Source organism: Lysinibacillus sp. PWR01, from assembly GCF_043359455.1.
GTDB lineage: Bacteria > Bacillota > Bacilli > Bacillales_A > Planococcaceae > Lysinibacillus > Lysinibacillus fusiformis_F.
The window spans coordinates 28,493-47,563 of record NZ_JBHERJ010000067.1 but is presented as its reverse complement, the minus strand read 5'-3'; the positions used below and the strand labels follow the sequence as shown (position 1 = coordinate 47,563).

Annotated in this window: 22 protein-coding genes and 1 tRNA gene; 10 read left to right on the top strand and 13 right to left on the bottom strand. The window is 34.9% G+C overall.

Going from position 1 to position 19,071, the window contains the following annotated elements; genetic code table 11:
• The first annotated feature begins 10 nt into the window (after window positions 1-10).
• On the top strand, window positions 11-1,267 hold the full coding sequence (locus tag ACEVFT_RS13550; protein WP_393950302.1) for an MFS transporter: 1,257 nt from the start codon (window positions 11-13) through the stop codon (window positions 1,265-1,267).
• A 71-nt stretch (window positions 1,268-1,338) separates the two neighbouring features.
• Here ACEVFT_RS13550 and ACEVFT_RS13545 read toward each other — a convergent pair whose 3' ends face one another.
• Window positions 1,339-1,779: a cell wall hydrolase gene (locus ACEVFT_RS13545; protein WP_205445351.1), complete on the bottom strand. Its 441-nt coding sequence runs from the start codon at window positions 1,777-1,779 to the stop codon at window positions 1,339-1,341.
• Between the two features lie 134 nt (window positions 1,780-1,913).
• Window positions 1,914-2,468 carry an ECF transporter S component gene (locus ACEVFT_RS13540; RefSeq protein WP_393950300.1) on the bottom strand — a complete coding sequence of 185 codons (555 nt, stop codon included), beginning with the start codon at window positions 2,466-2,468 and terminating at the stop codon, window positions 1,914-1,916.
• Window positions 2,469-2,646: 178 nt separating this feature from the next.
• Between ACEVFT_RS13540 and ACEVFT_RS13535 the strand changes: the two genes are divergently transcribed.
• The 5 genes from ACEVFT_RS13535 to ACEVFT_RS13515 all read left to right on the top strand — a co-directional run bounded on the left by ACEVFT_RS13535 (window position 2,647) and on the right by ACEVFT_RS13515 (window position 8,385).
• A complete protein-coding gene (locus tag ACEVFT_RS13535; protein WP_393950298.1) occupies window positions 2,647-3,495 on the top strand; it encodes a pyridoxamine kinase in 849 nt (282 codons plus the stop codon).
• Window positions 3,496-3,796: 301 nt separating this feature from the next.
• The gene (locus tag ACEVFT_RS13530; RefSeq protein WP_131521186.1) at window positions 3,797-4,213 is read left to right on the top strand and encodes an SRA domain-containing endonuclease; all 417 of its coding nucleotides are present in this window, start codon (window positions 3,797-3,799) and stop codon (window positions 4,211-4,213) included.
• Window positions 4,214-4,240: 27 nt separating this feature from the next.
• Entirely contained in the window at window positions 4,241-6,157 is a 1,917-nt protein-coding gene (locus ACEVFT_RS13525; RefSeq protein WP_393950297.1) for an McrB family protein, read from the top strand.
• A complete protein-coding gene (locus tag ACEVFT_RS13520; RefSeq protein WP_393950296.1) occupies window positions 6,141-7,427 on the top strand; it encodes an McrC family protein in 1,287 nt (428 codons plus the stop codon). The genes ACEVFT_RS13525 and ACEVFT_RS13520 overlap by 17 nt, the downstream gene beginning before the upstream one ends.
• Window positions 7,428-7,464: 37 nt before the next feature.
• Complete coding sequence (locus tag ACEVFT_RS13515) at window positions 7,465-8,385, top strand: EamA family transporter (RefSeq protein WP_393950294.1); 921 nt, start codon at window positions 7,465-7,467, stop codon at window positions 8,383-8,385.
• A gap of 114 nt (window positions 8,386-8,499) precedes the next feature.
• Here the strand turns inward: ACEVFT_RS13515 and ACEVFT_RS13510 are convergent, their stop codons facing one another.
• Window positions 8,500-9,042: a DinB family protein gene (locus ACEVFT_RS13510; protein WP_393950292.1), complete on the bottom strand. Its 543-nt coding sequence runs from the start codon at window positions 9,040-9,042 to the stop codon at window positions 8,500-8,502.
• Between the two features lie 108 nt (window positions 9,043-9,150).
• Here ACEVFT_RS13510 and ACEVFT_RS13505 point away from each other — a divergent pair, with 108 nt between their 5' ends.
• On the top strand, window positions 9,151-9,648 hold the full coding sequence (locus ACEVFT_RS13505; RefSeq protein ID WP_393950290.1) for a GNAT family N-acetyltransferase: 498 nt from the start codon (window positions 9,151-9,153) through the stop codon (window positions 9,646-9,648).
• Window positions 9,649-9,708: 60 nt separating this feature from the next.
• Here the strand turns inward: ACEVFT_RS13505 and ACEVFT_RS13500 are convergent, their stop codons facing one another.
• From ACEVFT_RS13500 to ACEVFT_RS13470, 7 genes are all read right to left on the bottom strand, one after another.
• The gene (locus tag ACEVFT_RS13500) at window positions 9,709-9,954 is read right to left on the bottom strand and encodes a hypothetical protein (RefSeq protein WP_205445342.1); all 246 of its coding nucleotides are present in this window, start codon (window positions 9,952-9,954) and stop codon (window positions 9,709-9,711) included.
• Window positions 9,955-10,650: 696 nt separating this feature from the next.
• Window positions 10,651-11,544 (bottom strand): S8 family peptidase, encoded by an 894-nt coding sequence (locus ACEVFT_RS13495; protein WP_393950289.1) that lies wholly within the window; start codon window positions 11,542-11,544, stop codon window positions 10,651-10,653.
• Window positions 11,545-12,054: 510 nt separating this feature from the next.
• Entirely contained in the window at window positions 12,055-12,735 is a 681-nt protein-coding gene (locus ACEVFT_RS13490; RefSeq protein WP_016993734.1) for a hypothetical protein, read from the bottom strand.
• A 602-nt stretch (window positions 12,736-13,337) separates the two neighbouring features.
• The gene (locus ACEVFT_RS13485; RefSeq protein ID WP_016993735.1) at window positions 13,338-13,589 is read right to left on the bottom strand and encodes a hypothetical protein; all 252 of its coding nucleotides are present in this window, start codon (window positions 13,587-13,589) and stop codon (window positions 13,338-13,340) included.
• A gap of 440 nt (window positions 13,590-14,029) precedes the next feature.
• Entirely contained in the window at window positions 14,030-14,218 is a 189-nt protein-coding gene (locus tag ACEVFT_RS13480) for a hypothetical protein (protein WP_342441448.1), read from the bottom strand.
• 5 nt (window positions 14,219-14,223) lie between these two features.
• Window positions 14,224-14,397, bottom strand: a complete 174-nt coding sequence (locus ACEVFT_RS13475; RefSeq protein ID WP_016993736.1) for a YvrJ family protein — start codon at window positions 14,395-14,397, stop codon at window positions 14,224-14,226.
• A 41-nt stretch (window positions 14,398-14,438) separates the two neighbouring features.
• Window positions 14,439-14,509, bottom strand: a tRNA-Cys gene (locus tag ACEVFT_RS13470).
• A gap of 134 nt (window positions 14,510-14,643) precedes the next feature.
• Between ACEVFT_RS13470 and ACEVFT_RS13465 the strand changes: the two genes are divergently transcribed.
• The 3 genes from ACEVFT_RS13465 to ACEVFT_RS13455 all read left to right on the top strand — a co-directional run bounded on the left by ACEVFT_RS13465 (window position 14,644) and on the right by ACEVFT_RS13455 (window position 15,824).
• Window positions 14,644-14,886, top strand: a complete 243-nt coding sequence (locus tag ACEVFT_RS13465; RefSeq protein WP_202342580.1) for a glutaredoxin family protein — start codon at window positions 14,644-14,646, stop codon at window positions 14,884-14,886.
• 143 nt (window positions 14,887-15,029) lie between these two features.
• Window positions 15,030-15,620: a sigma-70 family RNA polymerase sigma factor gene (locus ACEVFT_RS13460; RefSeq protein ID WP_393950286.1), complete on the top strand. Its 591-nt coding sequence runs from the start codon at window positions 15,030-15,032 to the stop codon at window positions 15,618-15,620.
• Window positions 15,621-15,623: 3 nt separating this feature from the next.
• The gene (locus ACEVFT_RS13455; RefSeq protein ID WP_205445336.1) at window positions 15,624-15,824 is read left to right on the top strand and encodes a hypothetical protein; all 201 of its coding nucleotides are present in this window, start codon (window positions 15,624-15,626) and stop codon (window positions 15,822-15,824) included.
• A 195-nt stretch (window positions 15,825-16,019) separates the two neighbouring features.
• Here ACEVFT_RS13455 and ACEVFT_RS13450 read toward each other — a convergent pair whose 3' ends face one another.
• The 3 genes from ACEVFT_RS13450 to ACEVFT_RS13440 form a co-directional block, all read right to left on the bottom strand.
• Entirely contained in the window at window positions 16,020-16,919 is a 900-nt protein-coding gene (locus tag ACEVFT_RS13450; protein ID WP_393950284.1) for a 3-hydroxyacyl-CoA dehydrogenase, read from the bottom strand.
• A gap of 222 nt (window positions 16,920-17,141) precedes the next feature.
• Complete coding sequence (locus ACEVFT_RS13445) at window positions 17,142-18,038, bottom strand: multicopper oxidase domain-containing protein (RefSeq protein WP_393950283.1); 897 nt, start codon at window positions 18,036-18,038, stop codon at window positions 17,142-17,144.
• 232 nt (window positions 18,039-18,270) lie between these two features.
• A complete protein-coding gene (locus tag ACEVFT_RS13440) occupies window positions 18,271-18,957 on the bottom strand; it encodes a ZIP family metal transporter (protein WP_243456400.1) in 687 nt (228 codons plus the stop codon).
• Window positions 18,958-19,071: the final 114 nt, after the last annotated feature.

Genomic DNA, 19,071 nt, shown 5'->3' with positions numbered 1-19,071 from the left:
GTAGTGATTATTGGACAAACAACAACATAAGTACAGATGGATTGTGTTTGTTGCTGTATTGTTTACCTATTTGTTAATGGCAAGTCAGCGAACTGCTCCAGGGTTAATTACAGATCAATTGATGAAGGATTTTGGGGTAACGGCATCGACAATCGGGTTATTGACGAGTATTCAATTTTTTGTGTACACGAGTTTGCAAATTCCGATGGGGATTTTAGCTGATCGATTTGGGCCAAACTTTTTCCTCATCATTGGTGCCACCCTTACAGGAATAGGGACCATTCTTTACAGTCTAGGTACACATGAAGTTGTCCTATTCTTTTCTAGAATGCTTACTGGCGTAGGAGATGCGACCATATGGGTGAATATGGTGCTTATTTTGGCACAATGGTTTCATAAAAAGGAGTTTGTTCGATTAATTGGCTTTGCAGGCATGACTGGGAGCTTAGGCTTCTTATTGGCGACAGTTCCTTTTGCTACATTGATCCTTTTATTAGGTTGGCGAATCACCTTTTTTTCAACGGGATTATTATTATGTTTATGTGGTGTACTTCTTTATTTTGTGCTTATAAAAAACACGAAACGTATCTTTTCAAAGGAACCCATAAGCATAACTGAAGAAATACAACGTGAAAAAAGCTCCATATTATTACGAAGAATATTTTCAAGCAGGCAAGCATGGGCTTTATTTTTTTGCCATTTTGGCGTTGTTGGAGGTTATGTTGGTTTTATCAGTTCGTGGGCAGTACCATATGGGATCAATATGTATGAGATGTCCCGTTCAGAGGCTAGTCAGCTGATTATGGTTGGATTAGTCGGGGCGCTTATAGGAGCTCCTTTAATGAGTTGGATTGCCGGCTGGCTAGGAACGATTAAAAAACCATATATTGTTGTTCATATTACAGTTTTATTGAGCTGGTTTTCATTTCTTTTATTGAAAGGACATCCTACATTTTTCATGCTCATCGTCCTATTCTTTCTCATTGGCTTTGGCTATGGCGCAAGTGCCTTAACCTTTGCGGCAGTTCGTCAAACTTTCCCTCTAACTGAATCCGGCATTGTTTCTGGGTTTGCCAATACAGGTGGCTTTCTAAGTGCTGCATTGTTGCCCATTATTTTTGGCTATATTTTAGATTACTTTCAAGTTGCCACAGGAAATGTAAGTGATGGGTACTACTATGGCTTCATTTCGCCAGTGATATTTTCAATAATTGGCTTGATTGGTGTGATAATGTTTAAGGAAAAGCTTTTGAAAGTAATGGATTAAGCCATGTTAAATAATAGGAGAATAAAGGGAATACCTGCGATTGAGGTATTCCCTTTTCAACGATGAACTAACTATCCCATATATACACTAGCACAAGTATCTGGAGCAGGTTCATAGAAGCAATGATTCTTAAATTGCCCTGTAAACGGCTGGCCGTACCATGTTGGGGGACATGGGGCATATGGATTGAAGTACCAAAGTGCGTATTTTGCTGGATGATCTCGCCAGAAATCTAAGTTCTGTTTCGCTAATCTTTTTTCCGTTTCTCTCGCTCGTTGGTAAAACATATTGCCTTTTTGAACGGCTTCGAAAGAATAGTTTCCACCTTGTACCTGATAAATAACCTGCTCAATCGTTCTAACATCGTTGAAGTCTAAACAAGATGCTACTGCACGATTGACAATGACATTGCCCACGTAAAGCATGCCTTGTTTTCCTTCACCCTCAGCTTCTGCTCTCATCATCCTTGCCATTAAAGCAACGTCTGCATCACGGTATTTTACTCTTGGCATTTTTACACCTCCACCCTATAGTATGAAAAAAATCAAGGCTAGTTTCGCTTTATCTTGAAATTCATTGTTTCTGCATAGCACACCATAAAAAACGCCATCTGTACTGTGTAAAACAGCAAGATGGCGTATTTCCATTAAAAATTCTTTTTGAAGTATGGTGTTTTTTTCAGTACAACACATACTGGGATGGCGATAACTAAGCCTACGATGTTTTGAATGATGTCTCCTGGAATGGATGCCATCGGGGCAATCCAGCTGTTGAACATAATGGCTTGCCCAACATAGTAAACGGCAATCATCACGGGCATTGATACTACTGCTCCTAAAATATTCAGCCCAAGATTATCACCTTTATGTCCTTTTGACCAAGCAATTTTACCAACAATGAAGCCTTGTAATGCGCGTGAAATAATAGTCGTGGGTGCCCAAATTAACCAGCCACCTACGATATCGAATAAGCCCATTCCAATGGCTCCAGCAAGTGCACCTTTTTTAGGTCCGAATAAAATAGCAGAAATAAACAGCATGGATGTTCCTAAGTGGATAAGTCCACCTTGCCCGATCGGTAGCTTAAGATTGATAAACATTGTAGCAACAAAAACAAGTGCTGCTAAAATGGCTGTAATGACTAAATCAAATGTTTTAGTGCGTGATTTTGTATAGGATGTTGGCCTTTGTATATTTTGCATTTGTCTCTTCCTCACTATGATGAATATTTTGATGATTTTTACTTTAGCAAAGGACTGACTGTTGTAAAAGTGTCAATTTTATAAAAAAGTTAAGGGTCAGTTTGAGGTTATTTTCGCATTTATCTAATTGTGATACGATGAGGAGAGTAAAAGCAGGATGAGTTAGGTGGAATGAATGATGAAAAAAGTTGCGGTAATTCAAGATATGTCGTCCTTTGGCAAGTGCTCGTTAACGGCTGCGATGCCTGTGCTGTCTGTGATGGGTGTACAGGCTGTGCCACTACCTACAGCTATTTTAACGGCACAAACGGGGTATTCGAGCTTTTATTGCGAAGATTTAACATCAAAGATGGACTCTTTTATAGATGAGTGGAGCAAGCTTGGAGCTACCTTTGATGGTATTCACACAGGCTTTGTTACAGGTAAGGAGCAAATCGATAATATATTTCGCTTTTTAGACGTGTTTCACTCAAAGAAGACGACATTGCTTGTTGATCCAGTGATGGGTGATCATGGTGAAGTCTATAAAATGTTTACCGGTGAATTGCTTGATCGTATGAGAGCATTAGTAAAGTGTGCGGACATTATTACGCCAAATGTTACGGAATGTTGCTTACTTACAGGTTTATCCTATGAGAGGCTAAAGAGCTATCAAATTGATACAGATTATATTCATGCCCTTGAAGAGGCAGGTCAGCAGTTACAGCAAGCAACTGGAGCAAACGTCATTATTACTGGTTTGAATCCACCAGCAGCAGATGTGGACAAGCGTTATGTTGGGAATATGTTTGTCGACTCTGAGCGGTCTTTTCATAGTATCCGCAACTATAATGGTGAGAGCTATTCAGGTACAGGCGACCTGTTCGCATCCATCATGATGGGTGGCATGATGCGAGGACAAGATTTAATGGAATCAATGAAACTAGCGGAAACATTTTTAGCCGCTGCAATTGAAGCTACTTCGAAGGAGCAAGTACCCCGTGAGGCAGGCGTGCATTTTGAAAAGTTTTTACGCATGCTCCTTTAGAAGATACAATTAACTTGAAATATTCTCTGTATCAATTTGATTTTTTATGAATTGATCCGTAAAAAATTTTTAGTGTTGATAATCATGAAAAAATTAAATAGAAAGGCGTGAAGGCTATTATTGCTTACACGTCTTTTTATTTTAAAGGGAATTTGCAGCAAATAATTCTGTTAAAAGACTTGAATAAATTAGTGAAAAATAACTGGAAATTATGTTTGATTTCATTAACAATTAGTAAAATTAGAACAAATTTATGGTACTATAATGGAAATAAAATAATGAGTGTAGGGAGTGTAATTTATTGAAGGAAATAAAAGATTTACAAATAAATACGATAATTGATAACCATCAACTTTGTGAAATTTTTAAATGTTCTCCACAGGGTGGCATGAGAAGATCACACCGAACAAATACCTTAGTGTTAATATCAGATCGAACAAAATTATATGATGACAGGACTGTAAATGAAATTTATCACTATACTGGCATGGGACAAAAGGGCGATCAGCATTTAAAGTCACAAAATAAGACATTAGCTGAATCCAAATCAAATGGTATAACAGTTCATTATTTTGAAGTTATGACAAAGGGGAAATATACATATCGAGGTGAGGTAGTTCTCGCTGCCGACCCGTACACTGATCTTCAGAAAGATGTTGATGGACGAATGCGTAATGTTTGGGTATTTCCTTTGAAAAAGGCTGATAATTTACTTTAATAGAACCAGATCGAGAGAGGGTTTTTTATGAAAAAGGTAGAGGCTATTTGGTTAGCAGGAGCAATATTAACATATGAAAAATTTATCGAAAAAGAGAATGTTAAAAGTGAAGATTTGTATTTTAAGCAGAGTGAAATTGTTAAAAAAGCGGAGGAATTAAACAAAGATATAATTCCTCCTGCATTGGCATCATCTCACTGTGTAGCAAATGCTACTGGTTCTATTTATAACTATCTAGTGGCAGGAGATTTTAATGATTCGATTAAGCGAAGAATATCTTATTACGGAGAATTTAATAACCAAAAAGAACGCCCTGCATTAAATAGAGAAATAACCGTAACGACCATAATGGGTCAGAAAAAAATTGCTGAATTATATGATTTCATTGAAGGAAAGTTTACTCATTTCATTTTAACAAACCTAATAATTGAGGAGGACTCCCCAAAAATGAATAAATGTAATATCAATACAATCCTGTACGGTCCACCAGGAACAGGGAAAACGTATAATACAGTGAACTACGCGGTTAGTATTATTGAGAATAAAGAATTTAAGGCGATTTGTGCAGAAGCGTATCAAGACGTTTTTGAACGTTATCTTGCGTATAAAAAGCAAGGTCAGATTCGATTCGTTACTTTTCATCAATCATATGGATATGAAGAGTTTATTGAGGGAATCAAGCCTGTTTTAAACGATGAAGCAGAAGAGAGCATTCAATACAAAATTGAATCAGGGGTGTTTAAAGAATTTTGTGAGCAAGCGCAGCAATTAAAATTAACTGCTCATAATCAGGTGATGGAAGGAAATAAAAAAGTTTGGAAGATTTCTCTAGGAGGCAGTGGGAATAATTGGCTGAAAGAGGAATGCTTTAAGGACAATCAAATTCGTATAGGCTGGGATGAGGAAGGTACTGACTTTATTGAGGATGGGGACTATCCTTCAGATACCTTGTACTATTTCTATGAGGGAATGAGTGTTGGAGATATTGTCTTTTCCTTAGGTGATCAAAAGCATATTGATGCAATTGGCATTATCACGGGAGAGCCAGAATGGTTAGAGGCTGAGGAAGATTTTAAAAGGAGTCGAGAAGTAGAATGGATTGCCACGGATATCTATGAAAATATTTATGAGCTAAATGGTAAAACGAACTTAGTGCAGCAAACCATTTATGAGCTTTGGAGACTATCGATTAATGATGTGAATAATTTAATTTTAAAATACTCGCAAAATGATCAAATCGATGTGGAAGAAAACACTAATAACTATGTCTTTATTATCGATGAAATTAATCGAGGCAATATATCGAAGATTTTTGGTGAACTTATTACATTAATTGAGCCGACAAAACGAATTGGGGCGCAAGAAGAAATGCATGTAAAGCTTCCCTATTCTAAAAAGGATTTTGGCGTACCTCAAAATGTCTATTTACTGGGAACTATGAATACAGCCGATCGTTCGATTGCCCTGATGGATACAGCACTTAGAAGACGCTTTGACTTTATTGAAATGCTGCCAAATTTGAATGCAGTAGCTGATATAAAAGTTGGGAATATCCATATTCAACGTCTAATGGAAGTCATGAACGCTCGTATTGAAGCACTGTATGATCGTGAACATACTATTGGTCATGCATATTTTATGAGCTTAAAAGAAGACAATTCATTAGAAAATCTAGCTACTATTTTTAAGAATGCGATTATTCCGCTTCTCCAAGAATATTTTTATGAAGACTACAGCAAGATTCAGTTAGTATTAGGAGATCATTTAAAGCCGAAGCAATATCGATTTATTTTAGATGAGATATTAAGTATAAAAGGATTGTTTGGTCGAGACATTGATATAGACCTCCCAGAAACAAAATACCATCTTCAAGCAAATGCATTCGAGGAACCATCAAGCTATATCGGGATATATGGAAGGGTCGAGAATGAAGAGGTTAATTGAAATTAAGGAATACGATATCCTGACATGCAATAAAGCTTATAAAGATGAGTATATATACTTAGACAAGGATTCTTTCGAGCAGCTTGAAAATATGATTTTGCACTGCAATGAAATGGAAGATGTTGATGCATACGATTTTTTCTCTGTTTCCACAAAGCGGCATGTTGGAAAGGTCATTCGTACAAAAAATTATGTTGGTATTGTGCAATTGAAGAATGGTACACAAATTCAAATTTTGCCAAAAATATATGGGAAAACAGCCATTGACCCTAAAAAAACATTTGTGAAAATGCTTAAATCGCTACAAGATTTTCCTAGCAAAACATTTAATGAGACTAGCCTTCGGACAGATCGTATGACATTATTGGAAATTTTCATTCGATTGTACATTCAAGAAGTGCAAAAACTGATTAAAAAGGGGCTTAAATCATCCTATTATGCGATGGAAGATAACTTAAATGTATACAAAGGTAAAATGGTATTTTCACAGCAATTAAAATATAACCTTGTTCATAGAGAACGTTTCTATACACGCTACGACGAGTTCGGGATGAATCGGGCCGAAAATCGCTTAATCAAGGCTACATTACTTAAACTGCTAAAACAATCAACAAGTAATGACAATATAAACGAAATTCGTAAACTGCTCGTACACTTTGAACTGATTGAGCAATCAAAAAACTACAGCAAAGACTTTTCAAAGGTAAAGATTGATCGTAACTCAAAAGAATATGAAACGATTATGCAATGGTCTAACATTTTTTTAAATGATGAAAGCTTTACAACTTTTTCGGGAAATTCATTTGGAAAAGCGTTATTATTCCCAATGGAAAAAGTTTTTGAGTCTTATATTGGCTTTCATTTGAAAAAGCTACTAAGTAATTCAGCATGGCAGGTGCAATTACAGGATAAAGGCTATCATTTATTTCAAGGAAAATTTGCATTACGACCAGATATAGTGTTAACTAATGGCGCTGGCAAAATTGTTTTAGATACAAAATGGAAAATGCTAAGTAATACGCCACACAATAACTATGGAATTACACAGGCAGATATGTATCAAATGTATGCTTATGCTAAAAAATATCACGCTAAAGAAATTTGGCTTATCTATCCATTGAATACTGAAGTTGAACAAATGAAAGAAATCTACTTCAACACAAATGAAGGTGATCAAAGTACCGAAGTGAAGGTATTCTTCGTCGACTGCCACCATGTAGAGGACAGTTTGGAGAAACTAGTAAAGAAGTTTACTCTAGCGACGCAATAGTAAACATATGAGTAGACATCCTATCAGGGGGAAATCTATGGGAGTTATAGTTGAAAATAAACGTAATCTATATGCAATAGGGGTAATAAGTTTACTATTGTCAGCCATTTTAACGTCTATTAGCCAAGTGTATTACTCGAACCGTGTACAAGCGGTGCATCCGTTTCTTTTCACAGGCATTAGTTTTTTTCTCACGACTGTCTTCTTTCAATTAATCACAAGTAAGCAAAAGGTAGAGCCCTGCTGGAAAGAGGCACGATCATCGTTATGGAAGTTAAACGGTGCTTCAATATTAGCCTTTATGGGGTTTTACTTTGCATTAAAATATATTGAACCTGCGATAGTGAGCTCTCTTGAAATGGGACTAGGCCCATTGTTTGCATTGCTACTTGCAATACAGCAGAAAAAACGAGTGATAAATGCACAGTGGGGTATTGCAATTGGCATATTTGCAGCTAGTTTATTACTAATTGGTGCTATTTTTACAGGGAAATCGGCTGTACAAACATGGGATCAATCAAGTATTTTAGGAGTCGGGGCAAGCATATTGTGTGGACTTGGTGCTGTATTATGTACAGTCTATTCTAAGCAGCTCAGTCAATTAGGATGGACAAGCTCAATGATTTTAGCAAAAAGATTTTATGGTATCATTTTGCTATCATTTATCGCTACATATGATGTCATGTTTACTTATTTACTTGAAAACATTGGCTGGATTTTACTGATGACAGTCATCGGTGTTTTGATTCCAATGTATTTATTACAGAAGGGTATTCAATATTGTGAAGTATTTCTAGTCATGATGTCACTGTGCTTTATTCCTGTATGTACCTTCTTTTTTCAGCTTTTTGATACAAGGTTACAATGGTCAAATATTACGTTAATGGGTGTCTTATTACTATTATTGTTTGGAATTTTAAGTGTTGTTGTAGAGCAAAGAGATCGTAGCGTTTCCTAATGAAATTTTTCCATGACAAAGTTGCTATACTGAAAAATCCAGAGCCAGTTTTGATGAGCATAAAATCAAATTGGCTCTATTTGACTTCATTAATTGTACCTTTCAATATAATTTTCAAATTCTTAACCCTTTCATAATATTAAAATGATGTCTCTCATGAATAGCCAACAACTGAATAGCTTGAATTAGATTAGGATAATGCGCAATGGGGTCTGGAAAGATAATGTGTCCGGCAACATCCTCGTCTATATCTTTTACTAATTTTTGCAAAGCAAATGTCTCGTTGATAAGTAATTGCTCGATATCATAACTATTTAAGGCAAAGCGTATTTTCTTAGATGGAACTAAAATACTTGGTGCCCGCATTCCTTGTCCTTTTTTAGATTGATATTCTTCATAAATATCATGTATTTCAGTAGCGAAGGGCTTGTTTCTTCGCATTTTGGCAAAAGGTGTGAGGAAGAAAGAATATTTGGTTGCTGTATGTAACATTTTGAGAATCAAATAGAGGTGATAAAAGTGTTCACCAATGGACCATTTTCCTTCATGTCCTTGCTGCCATAGTTCCTCCTGTGGAAGCGTATGAATAGCTGGTAGATAGTGTGCTCGTTGCTCCTCTAACGTAAGAAAATGTTTCACCATACTAGTAGATTTCATAGATTTTCAACTCCTTTATTTCCATTTTAAGGATTGTTATAGGAAAAGTACATTAAATGCTAATCGTTATGGCCGATAAATAGGAAAAGTACGATTGGAGGGAAAGGCATGGAAATTAGACAATTAACAGCAGCAGATGCTGAGGTATATAGAGATTTAAGGTTAGAGGGATTGCAAACAAATCCAGAAGCGTTTGGCTCTAGCTTCGAGGAAGAAAAGGATTTGTCGCTTGAGTCGTTTGCAAGTAGGCTCGAAGGACAAGGAACATTTACATTTGGGGCATTTGACCAGGAGGATTTACTCGGTGTGACGACATTGGTGCAAGCAAATAAAGTGAAGCTAAAGCATAAAGCGAGCATTTTTGCCGTTTATGTTTCTCCAAAAAAGCGAGGGGTGGGCATAGGAAAACAACTAATGGTAGAGGTCATCAATCAAGCAAAGACACTAGTAGACGTCGAGCAAATTAATTTAACAGTTGTGTCTTCCAATGAATCAGCAAAAGGATTATACACATCGTTAGGCTTTCACGTTTTTGGAACAGAGCGAAACGCCTTAAAAATAGGACAGCAATATTTTGATGAGGATTACATGGTGCTGTATTTCTAAAAAAGCTAAAAAGCCTTTGAAGTTTCTATCTTCAAAGGCTTCAATTTATTATGATGAGTATCAATGGAACAATGAAAATAAAGCAATGAATAAAAGAATCCCCGTAATATAAAGAATAAGTAAAGAGCTAACAATGCCCACTTTTTTTATAAGTAACCATATACTTAGCAAGATAATAATGACCGATAATGGGAGTGCTAGCCAAAATCCAAGAATCCCCAAGTATTCAATCGTAATGGGGAATGAATGGTGAAAGTAATTGTAGGGAATATCTAGCATGAGAAAAATGGTCAAGATCAGTTCCATAAAATCCCCCCATCTACATATTTGTTCTTACATATATGGTATGCAGATAAACAGGTAAGTCACACGGCAGTACTTTTTAAAAAGGGTGCTGCCGTCATTTCGGATTAAAGCTCTTACAAATAAATACCTCAGTGCCTGTTGCCTCAAGAGTCTCAGGACATACTACAGCGGTGGCTGGTATTCGTGCATTCTTCGGACTGCAAGCATTACTCTATAGGTCTGAAGGTACGCTCAATAAAAATATATAAATATAAACACATACATAAGAGTAATATGCCTAAGTTTATAACAAATAAGCCCATTTCTGACCAACTACCAATGATCAACGACAGAAGAATAATGATTCCGAAGAAAATAAGTGTTAGCTTTGATGCTTTTCTTTTATCTTTTATAACAAGCAGACTTATTCCAAATACTAACATATTAGCGAAAAAGCCTATTCCTATTGGAAGTAGAATATCCATCTCCCTATTCAAATCCTTTCAATAAATAAGTTTTTGCTAAATACCTAAGGTTTCAAATATTAACAGCTCTTACTGTTTATTATAGTGAGAATGGTAATGAGTAGTACAATGAACTAAAAACAAGAAAAATACTCCTCTTAAAAGGAAATTGTTGATGTTTACCTTTTAAAGGGAGTAATTAAATTGCCATTGTTACCACAAATTATTTCAACTGAATAAAACCATTCCCTACCTAATTAATGGAGAAATGATCCAATGAAAGAGCATGAGTTAACAAGTAGTCAAATACATACATTGGAATCAAATGGGGTTCACAATGTTTGATTATTTTTATGATAAGTGCAGCCGCACCGGCAACAAACGGAGCTGCCATAGAGGTTCCTGTCAATTCTACATAATCACTGTTTAAATGCGTTGATAATATATTTTCACCAGGCCCTACAAAATCTAAGTTAACATTCGTATTAGAAAATTTTGAAGGCGTGTCTGTTTCAGATATAGAGCCGACTTGAATTACTTCCTTGTAAAAACCAGGGTATGATATTTCGATAGTTGCGCTTTCTCCATCGCCCTCATTTCCCGCTGCTGCAACTAATACTATACCTTTTGAACGGGCATATTTTATGGCTTTATGCAATTCTTCATTTGGTTCTGGGCTGCCAAGTGACATATTAATAATGTTTACTTTTTCTCCATTAGGTCCAGTCCAATTAACTGCATACATAATCGCCTTAATCAAACTTTCAAAGCTTCCTCTTCCTTTGTGATTTATTACTTTTAATATAAGAAGTTTACTTTTTGGCGCAATACCTGTGATTCCCTTGCCATTATCAACAGCAGCTAGAATTCCAGATACATGTGTACCATGTCCAAGATAATCTTTAAATATTGAAGGATTACCTTCATCATCATCTGTGAAATTATAGCCATCAATAATATTGTCCTTTAAACTCGGGTGGTCAACCTGAACACCACTATCTAATACAGCAATAACAGATCCTGAACCTTGATCTGTTTCTTGCCACAATTCCCTTGCTCGAATCTTATCTAAATTATCAGGAACTGCATTTAAAACTTTAAACAACTTGACCACTTTTACCCGCTCTAAAATGATTTCATATTTCATTTTGTCATCTCCTTTTAAATAATAAAGTGTTAGAAGGAAGATGATAATAAATAAAAAGGAGAAATTCGCTCAATATTAAACAAAAATCTACCCCTGAAATGTTAGTAAAAGTCTAACATTTTCGGAGGTAGATTAAATTTAATATTTCTCTTATAAAATTGAGTATTCTGTTACTATTATTAAGCAATATTAAAGAATAAATCTTTAGCTTTTTGGACCAATTTTCCCACCTTTTACTAACCAATTCCAATACCTTTCGAAAAACTTCGACTTTGTTTGAAATGCATAAGGTAGTCCAATAAACAACCAAAAAAGAGAAGCATACACCAATAAAAATATAAGTAATCCTATCCATATACCTTTTATCTGAAAACTAATAAAAATGCTAGAAAACATAATAAGTAAATGTATTATAATTATTCTCTTATAGGCTAACAAGAATCTCCCCTCCTATTTTAATTATAACATTATTGGTGGGGAGATATTAACTTTATAACTTGTTATTTCTATTTAGCAAAACCCTAATGATTTACAACCTGGTCCACATGTGATCTTATTTTCGCTAAGGCACACTAATCCAAAAACAGCTGCACAAATAAATGGACACGCTACAGTACCGATTGGAGCACAAGCTACCATACAAGCTGCTGTACCAGCTAAGGTACATCCTAAACCTTGGATAGTGTCACAAACAGTAGTACAGATAGTACAATTTGACCACATTAGATTAAGTTCATTATTTTGTGTAGAAGAACGTAATTCATTGACATCATATAATGGGTTTGTGTGCCATTCATAATCGAAATACTCTCCATTAATCTTAATAGTTACAATTGGGAATAAATTTACTCCAACAGATTGTGTAACTTCGATAACACTTGAATGACCATGGAAATGCGAAACAGCTTTAAATTCTGCGTTTTCGACAGTAAAAGTAATTACTGTCTGAAGTTCTTCCATAACTAAAGTAAGAACTTGTACAGGGGTAGTTCCTTTAGTAAATTCTCCGCCTAATGATTGTGTTATTAAAGCTCGAAGATCAGTATACTTAGCTTTAATAGCAGGGTAATGATTTAGTGAGTTGTTGATAAGCGTCTGCACACTTTCATTTGCCAATGCTTTTTCAACTAAATTGTTAACCTCATTTTTCGATAACTCTTTAATTCCTGATTTAGTTTGTTTTTCAGTCATTGTTTTCTCTCCCTTTTAAAGTATTTGAAGCAACATTTAGTATGATGTGCTTCATTACTATGTAAAGTGAAATACAACTGGAGATTTAAACTGCATTTTTAAATTTTTTTCAGGAAATATAAATTAAACCTATAAAACGAAATTATATGCTTTTGAATGGTTTGTTACGTTCTGAATAAGGAGGCTAATAGCTCTAATCTATGGAACTTGATAAAACGATTAAAGTAGTACATTTAGAATATAGGTAATATGCATTATAATTAATAGTTATTTTAATTAAATAGAATAGAATGATTCAGAGAGAAATAAAAAGTACAATTTTTTCTTTATATTGTTCTGAAAAATAATTTAGGACCTATTCGTGCATTTATTTTTAACCAATACTAAAACATCTCAAAAACTACGCCTTTTTGGCAATTATAATGAAGGCTCATAAGCACCAAATACAAAAAAGCAAGACCCGAGAATCCAATTATATACTTTTCATCTATTTAGCCTAAAAAATACTATGGATTATTATAAGAAGATATAGTATAGCTATTCTTTGTAGACTATCATAAAATTCCTATCATTCTGACTTTTGAAGATAAACTTTGCTTCTTTTAAGGTTTATTAAATCCATAAAAAGCCATTAGATAAATCCCGATAAACACTACTAATATAAACGAATTAAGGACAACTAAAATCATACGAGTGGGTCCCTTTATCCCTAAAATAGCAAATATTAGTCCTGAAATTCCTAAAATAAATGGAATTGTTATTCCAATTCCCAGAATATATTGAGGAGCCAATCCAATAAGAAATGTTAAAAACAAGAAAATTATTGATAAATACGTAAAAATTTTTCTTTGCAAATAGCACCGCCCCTTTGTATGTAAATGAAGGTTTGACTTTATTACAATTATACCACACGTGTTATTTACAGTTTTCATCACATCGAATAAACCATTCCTTGCCTGAAATCAACTTTGCCTTTTTTTATTTATAATAGTCAGTACTTAAAGATTATGAAAAAACCTTATTATCACCATTACATAATAATATAAAAGTTGCTCCATAAATGCTGATTTCCTGTTATTCTACTGTATAAAAAATGGTGTGGTAGGGGATGCGGTAGTAGAATGACTTTTAATTATCCTCAATTCCATTTTGCTAATAATATTTCTAATAGCATTTTTAATAGGAACGTTTGGATTTAAAGAAGCTTAAATCACTTATTAAAAATTAAAACCCATCAAATAAAATTAGGTAGTTCTTAACCTAAATTATTTGATGGGTTTATTTTGTTAATAGATCATGTTTCATTAGCATGAATCTGACAATATTCCCTCAATAAATTAGAAGAAATACTGGTATTTTGTATAAGATTTATTAGTAAATCGCGTTCTTTTGGGGACAGACTGTCACTCGCTAAACAATTTGTATAAAATGATTGCACTTCTCTTGCTTTACAGTAACAGGCCATTAATTTTTCAATTTCCATGTGGATTACCCTCCTTTCTTGTAATTAAGAGATTTTATAACTTCAGATAACTCCATGATGACAGCTTCTAATTTATCTATTTTCCTTTCAAAGCGAATGAACAGATAGACTGTTATGGCAATAGGGAATCCAAAATTTCCTATTAGGCTAATCCAAATTGGAACATTTTCTGGTGTCATAATGTAAATCACCCTCCCTCTTACTCCAAATTAGTAATATAAGGTGATACTCGGATTCGAACCGAGGATCCAGGTTTTGCAGACCCTTGCCTTACCGCTTGGCTATATCACCAAAATTGTAACTGTACTATGTAAAGAGGATTCTTCTGTAATAAAAACAACCTTCCTATAAAAAAAATATTATTTTGTCGTGGTTTCATTTCTTATGTTTTAATCCTCTTTATAGAAAAAAAGGAGGTCTCTAAGATGAAGTATGATATAACGGTATATTCAAGCGATGGATGTCAATATTGTGTTAGGTTGAAGGAGTGGTTAGAGGAAAATAATATTACTTATATTAATAAGGATATTAATGAAGAGCACGTATTAATGGAGTTTAAGCAATTTAATAGTAGCGCTATCCCATTTACTTTATTAGTCGCTGATAATAAAGTAGAGAGAATTATTGGTTATCAGCCAGAAAAAATAAAAGCTATATTAGATATTTAACTAAGTTGGATTAAATCACCTTTTTTGTATAAAAGGTGATTTTTTTTATCTTTTTAAGAACACTTGTTCTTATTTTAGTTTATAATATAGATACAACATTCACTTTATATAGAAAGAAGGCGGATAATAGGAGGGATTATTAAATGAAGAATGATAAACAAAAAATAGAGGAATTTTTCTATAGAAATAATGAGCAGGTTAACAATCCAATTATTAAAAGCTTTTTGTCGGATTCCCAAAATCTTTATTTGGTGCAAAAAGCGATCTTATATCCAACTGATTTGAATAAGAAACTCGTTGATGAATCTTTTCAATCGCACTATATAAATGTTAGGAAGATCAAATATGTAAGTAATTTAATTTATTTCTTTAGTTTAGATTTTGATAAAAAAAGAAGAAGGCTGCAAAATCGGTCTTTATTAATATTAGATAAGGGATTATCAGAGGAGGGGGAGACGACCCTAAAAGAGTTAATAGAAGATACACGCAATGAAAATGGTCTAGATCATTTAATTGGTGGAGGATTATTGGACAATATAGAAGATGTACAGCTCTTAAAGTCCTTGCAAAAACTAACGGTAAGACAGCTTCAAATTTTAGAGATGATTTATGTAAAAGAGCTTTCTATAAAAGAGATAGCTCAACTATTACAAACAACTCCCCAGAATATATCCAATCATCATAGAAAGGCTTTAAATAAACTCAATCATTCACTCGGAAAAAAGGAGGAATAAATTATGGGAAATTTAGAAAATCAACATACTGAAGAGACGCTAACAATAATCGAGAATTTCATCCCAAAAATTAAACATTGTTTACACAATACAGACTATCATGAAAGGGAAGACCTAGAACAAGAAATTAAATTAAAAATTATAGAAAAGCTTGCAACAGTAAAATTTCAAGACGCGCCTAGTTTTTGGGACTTTTTCTTGTGAAAGCTACTAGGCGATTTTCTATTCTGGTGTTCGAGTAGTCACCAGATTACATATACTGTTGTTGCCAGAGTTCATTCCTACATGTATGATGGAATAACTTACGCGGCTTATCTGAAGATAGGATTGTCAATACGAACATTGGAAAAGAAAAAAAGATGCACATAGTAAAAAGTACTATGTACATCTTTTTATCGATTATGCTTTTAGAAAATCTGGTTTAGCAAAGCTTGGGTTTGGATATGTGTAGAAGCCTTCACCTGTTGCGCGACCAAGTTTGCCTTTGTCGATATACTCTGTTTTTAAGAGGTTGGCTAATTTTTTCATGTTTTCATCGCCAGTGGCAGTTGCTTTCGCTTCGACAATATTATAGGCAGTGTTAATGCCAACGATGTCTAGAATAGCAAATGGTCCAAGTGGAGCGCCTGTACCAATCATCCATGTTTTATCGATTGTTTCTGGATCAGCCACTTCTTTTACAAGTAAGGATTCAGCTGCATCTAAAAACGGCACTAGTAATGAGTTTAAAATATAGCCAGGTTGCTCTTTATGCAATGGTAGTGGTACCATGCCGATGGCGCGTGCAAATTCAACAACTTCATCAAATACTTTCATATCTGTACCAGGGTGTTTCATTATTTCCGCAGTATTGTTTTTCCAGATCGTATTAGCAAAGTGTAGAGCTAAAAATTTCTCAGGACGGCCAGTTGCTTCAGCAAATTGGCTTGGTAATAAAGTAGACGAGTTTGTTGCAAAAATTGTTTTTGCTGGTGCTACTTTTCCAAGATTCGTGTAAAAATCTGTTTTGATGCTCACAACCTCAGGAATTGCTTCTATAACAAGATCAGCATTGGCAACGGCTTGAGCCAAGTCACTATTAAATGAAAGACGTGTATAGGCTGCATCCACTTCTTCTTGAGTTGCACCTAAGTCTTGTTGATAAAATGGTTTTAATTTTGTAATACGATCCTGCGCATTTTTTAACGCCTGATCGTTAATATCATATACTGTTACATTAAAACCTTTGAAAGCAGATTGATAAGCAATTTGACTCCCTAATACACCACTACCTGCAACTGTAATGTTTTGATAATTCATCGAAATTCCTCCTTTGGAATTGTTACATTAATATAATAGTGTGGATATGTAGATAATCCTTTGTTACAATTACATACTACTTCTACCCTTGAATAAAAATCAAATGAAAGCCTTTGATATTATATAAATATAAAGTTTTTGTCGCGAAGTTCCTTTTCAAGTATGTACCCACTATTAAAGAAATATAACGTAAAAAAGAACAGCTTTTAAGCTGCCCTCATTTTAGAGGTAATTCACCGTGGTAAACATGCCCCCAATACCAGGCGCGCCGTTATTTGTTACGTGATGTGGCATATGACAATGGATGGGCCAGATACCAGGATTATTAGCTGTAAAGCATATATCCCAAGTTTCACCAGAGGCCACAAGAATGGTGTTCTTGGCAATTTGCTTATGACTAGCGATAGGAAAACCGTCTGCCCCAACAACATGAAATTGGTGACCATGTAAATGGATGGGGTGGTGATGCATTTGAATATTGCCAAAACGAATGTTTACAGTATCACCGAAATGTATGGCTAATGGTTTTGTAAAAGGATAGCATTTGCCATTGATCGTAAAGAAATTAAATTCTGGTTTGATAAAATTTAACGGATACGTACCTTTTGTAAGCTTCCCCCAAGGCAATTGGTCGACGGCCCATTCTTGTAATAGGCATAGATAATCCTTATGCTGATGAGTATTTTGTAAGTTTGGATCTTCAACGATCAAGCCACCTAATAGACCAGCGTTATCTTGCACAGCAACATTTACATGGGAATGATACATATACGTTCCTGGAGGATTTTTAATCGTAAAATGATAATCGAAATAATGCCCAGGTTCAATAAAGGGTGACGGTTCAATTGGGGGGACACCGTCCATTGTGTTCGGGACGATTAAGCCATGCCAATGCACACTGGTTTTTTCAGGCAGTCGATTAATGACACGAATACATACACGATCACCAGGGTAAACACGAATGGTTGGCCCAGGAGTGGAACCATTGTAGCCCCAAGCCTGAATGAATATCCCATCGACAAGCTCCCATGTTATTTCTTCCGCAATTAAAGTGAAAAACTTCGAACCATCTACCTGCATACGATAAGGCAAATCTTTTATACCAGGGGTGATAACCATTTTGAAACCTCCTGTAAGCTTGATTTCCATTAATGTATGTCTATAGTGATGGGATTTAGGACCATATTCGACTTTATATCTAATTAAATATGTAATGTGGCTTGTCGTTTGTTCATCTGCTAAACTAGCTCCAAATTCAAGAATAGAAGTAGGATTCTCACGCTTGCTTTAATGCCAGTAATTGAAGAATAAAATAACAAAGGGGTGTCTCAAGTGCAGAGACATCCCTTTGTTATTCAACAAGTATATGGAAAATATAGCTTAGAAAATAACCTAAAAAGAGATACATAAAAAATGCTTTAAATGAGACTTTTTGTAGCTGATGTAAAATGAATTCAGAAATACTAGCTGTAGCAATCAATCCTATCGAAATGCCCATTAAGATCCCTTGTGCTTTGTCTGGTAAAGCCCAATATTGACCAAACCAGATGAAAATACTAAAGAATATAGAAAAGATAAAGAAATAAATGAAAAGTCTCCATAGCCTTTCGCCCTGAGAGATGAGTGCGGTAGATAGAGCAAAGCCCTCTGGGACATGGTGAAGAATAATGGAGGCAGTGAGAGAAATACTTAATGCAGCATTTCCAAGTAAATTTCCGACAGTGAGACTAATGGGTATTGTATGGATAATCATAGCAAGGGTTAATAGAGAGACCGAGGGATTTTGTGTATGAGAAGCATGAAATAAGGTGTCTAGTAGTTGAAAGATGAAATAGCCAATAAAAATACCCAGTATAATACCGAATGGTTGATAGATTTGAAATGAAGATGGGATGATATCTAGCACAAGTAAGCCTACTAAAAAACCCCCACATAATAATGATAATCCTTGTGTTGTATGCTGAAATAGCTTAGAGAAAATCCAGGCAATCGCGCCCCCAATGCTCACACTGAAAAATAGAAAACCGCCAAGTATCATTGCACTCACCTGTAAAATTCCTCCGCCCTATCATCAACTTAATGTCTTTTTCAAAATATATGCTAAGTAGAAATGAATATGCTTGCAGTCGATTTGGCAGCGTAAAAACATGAT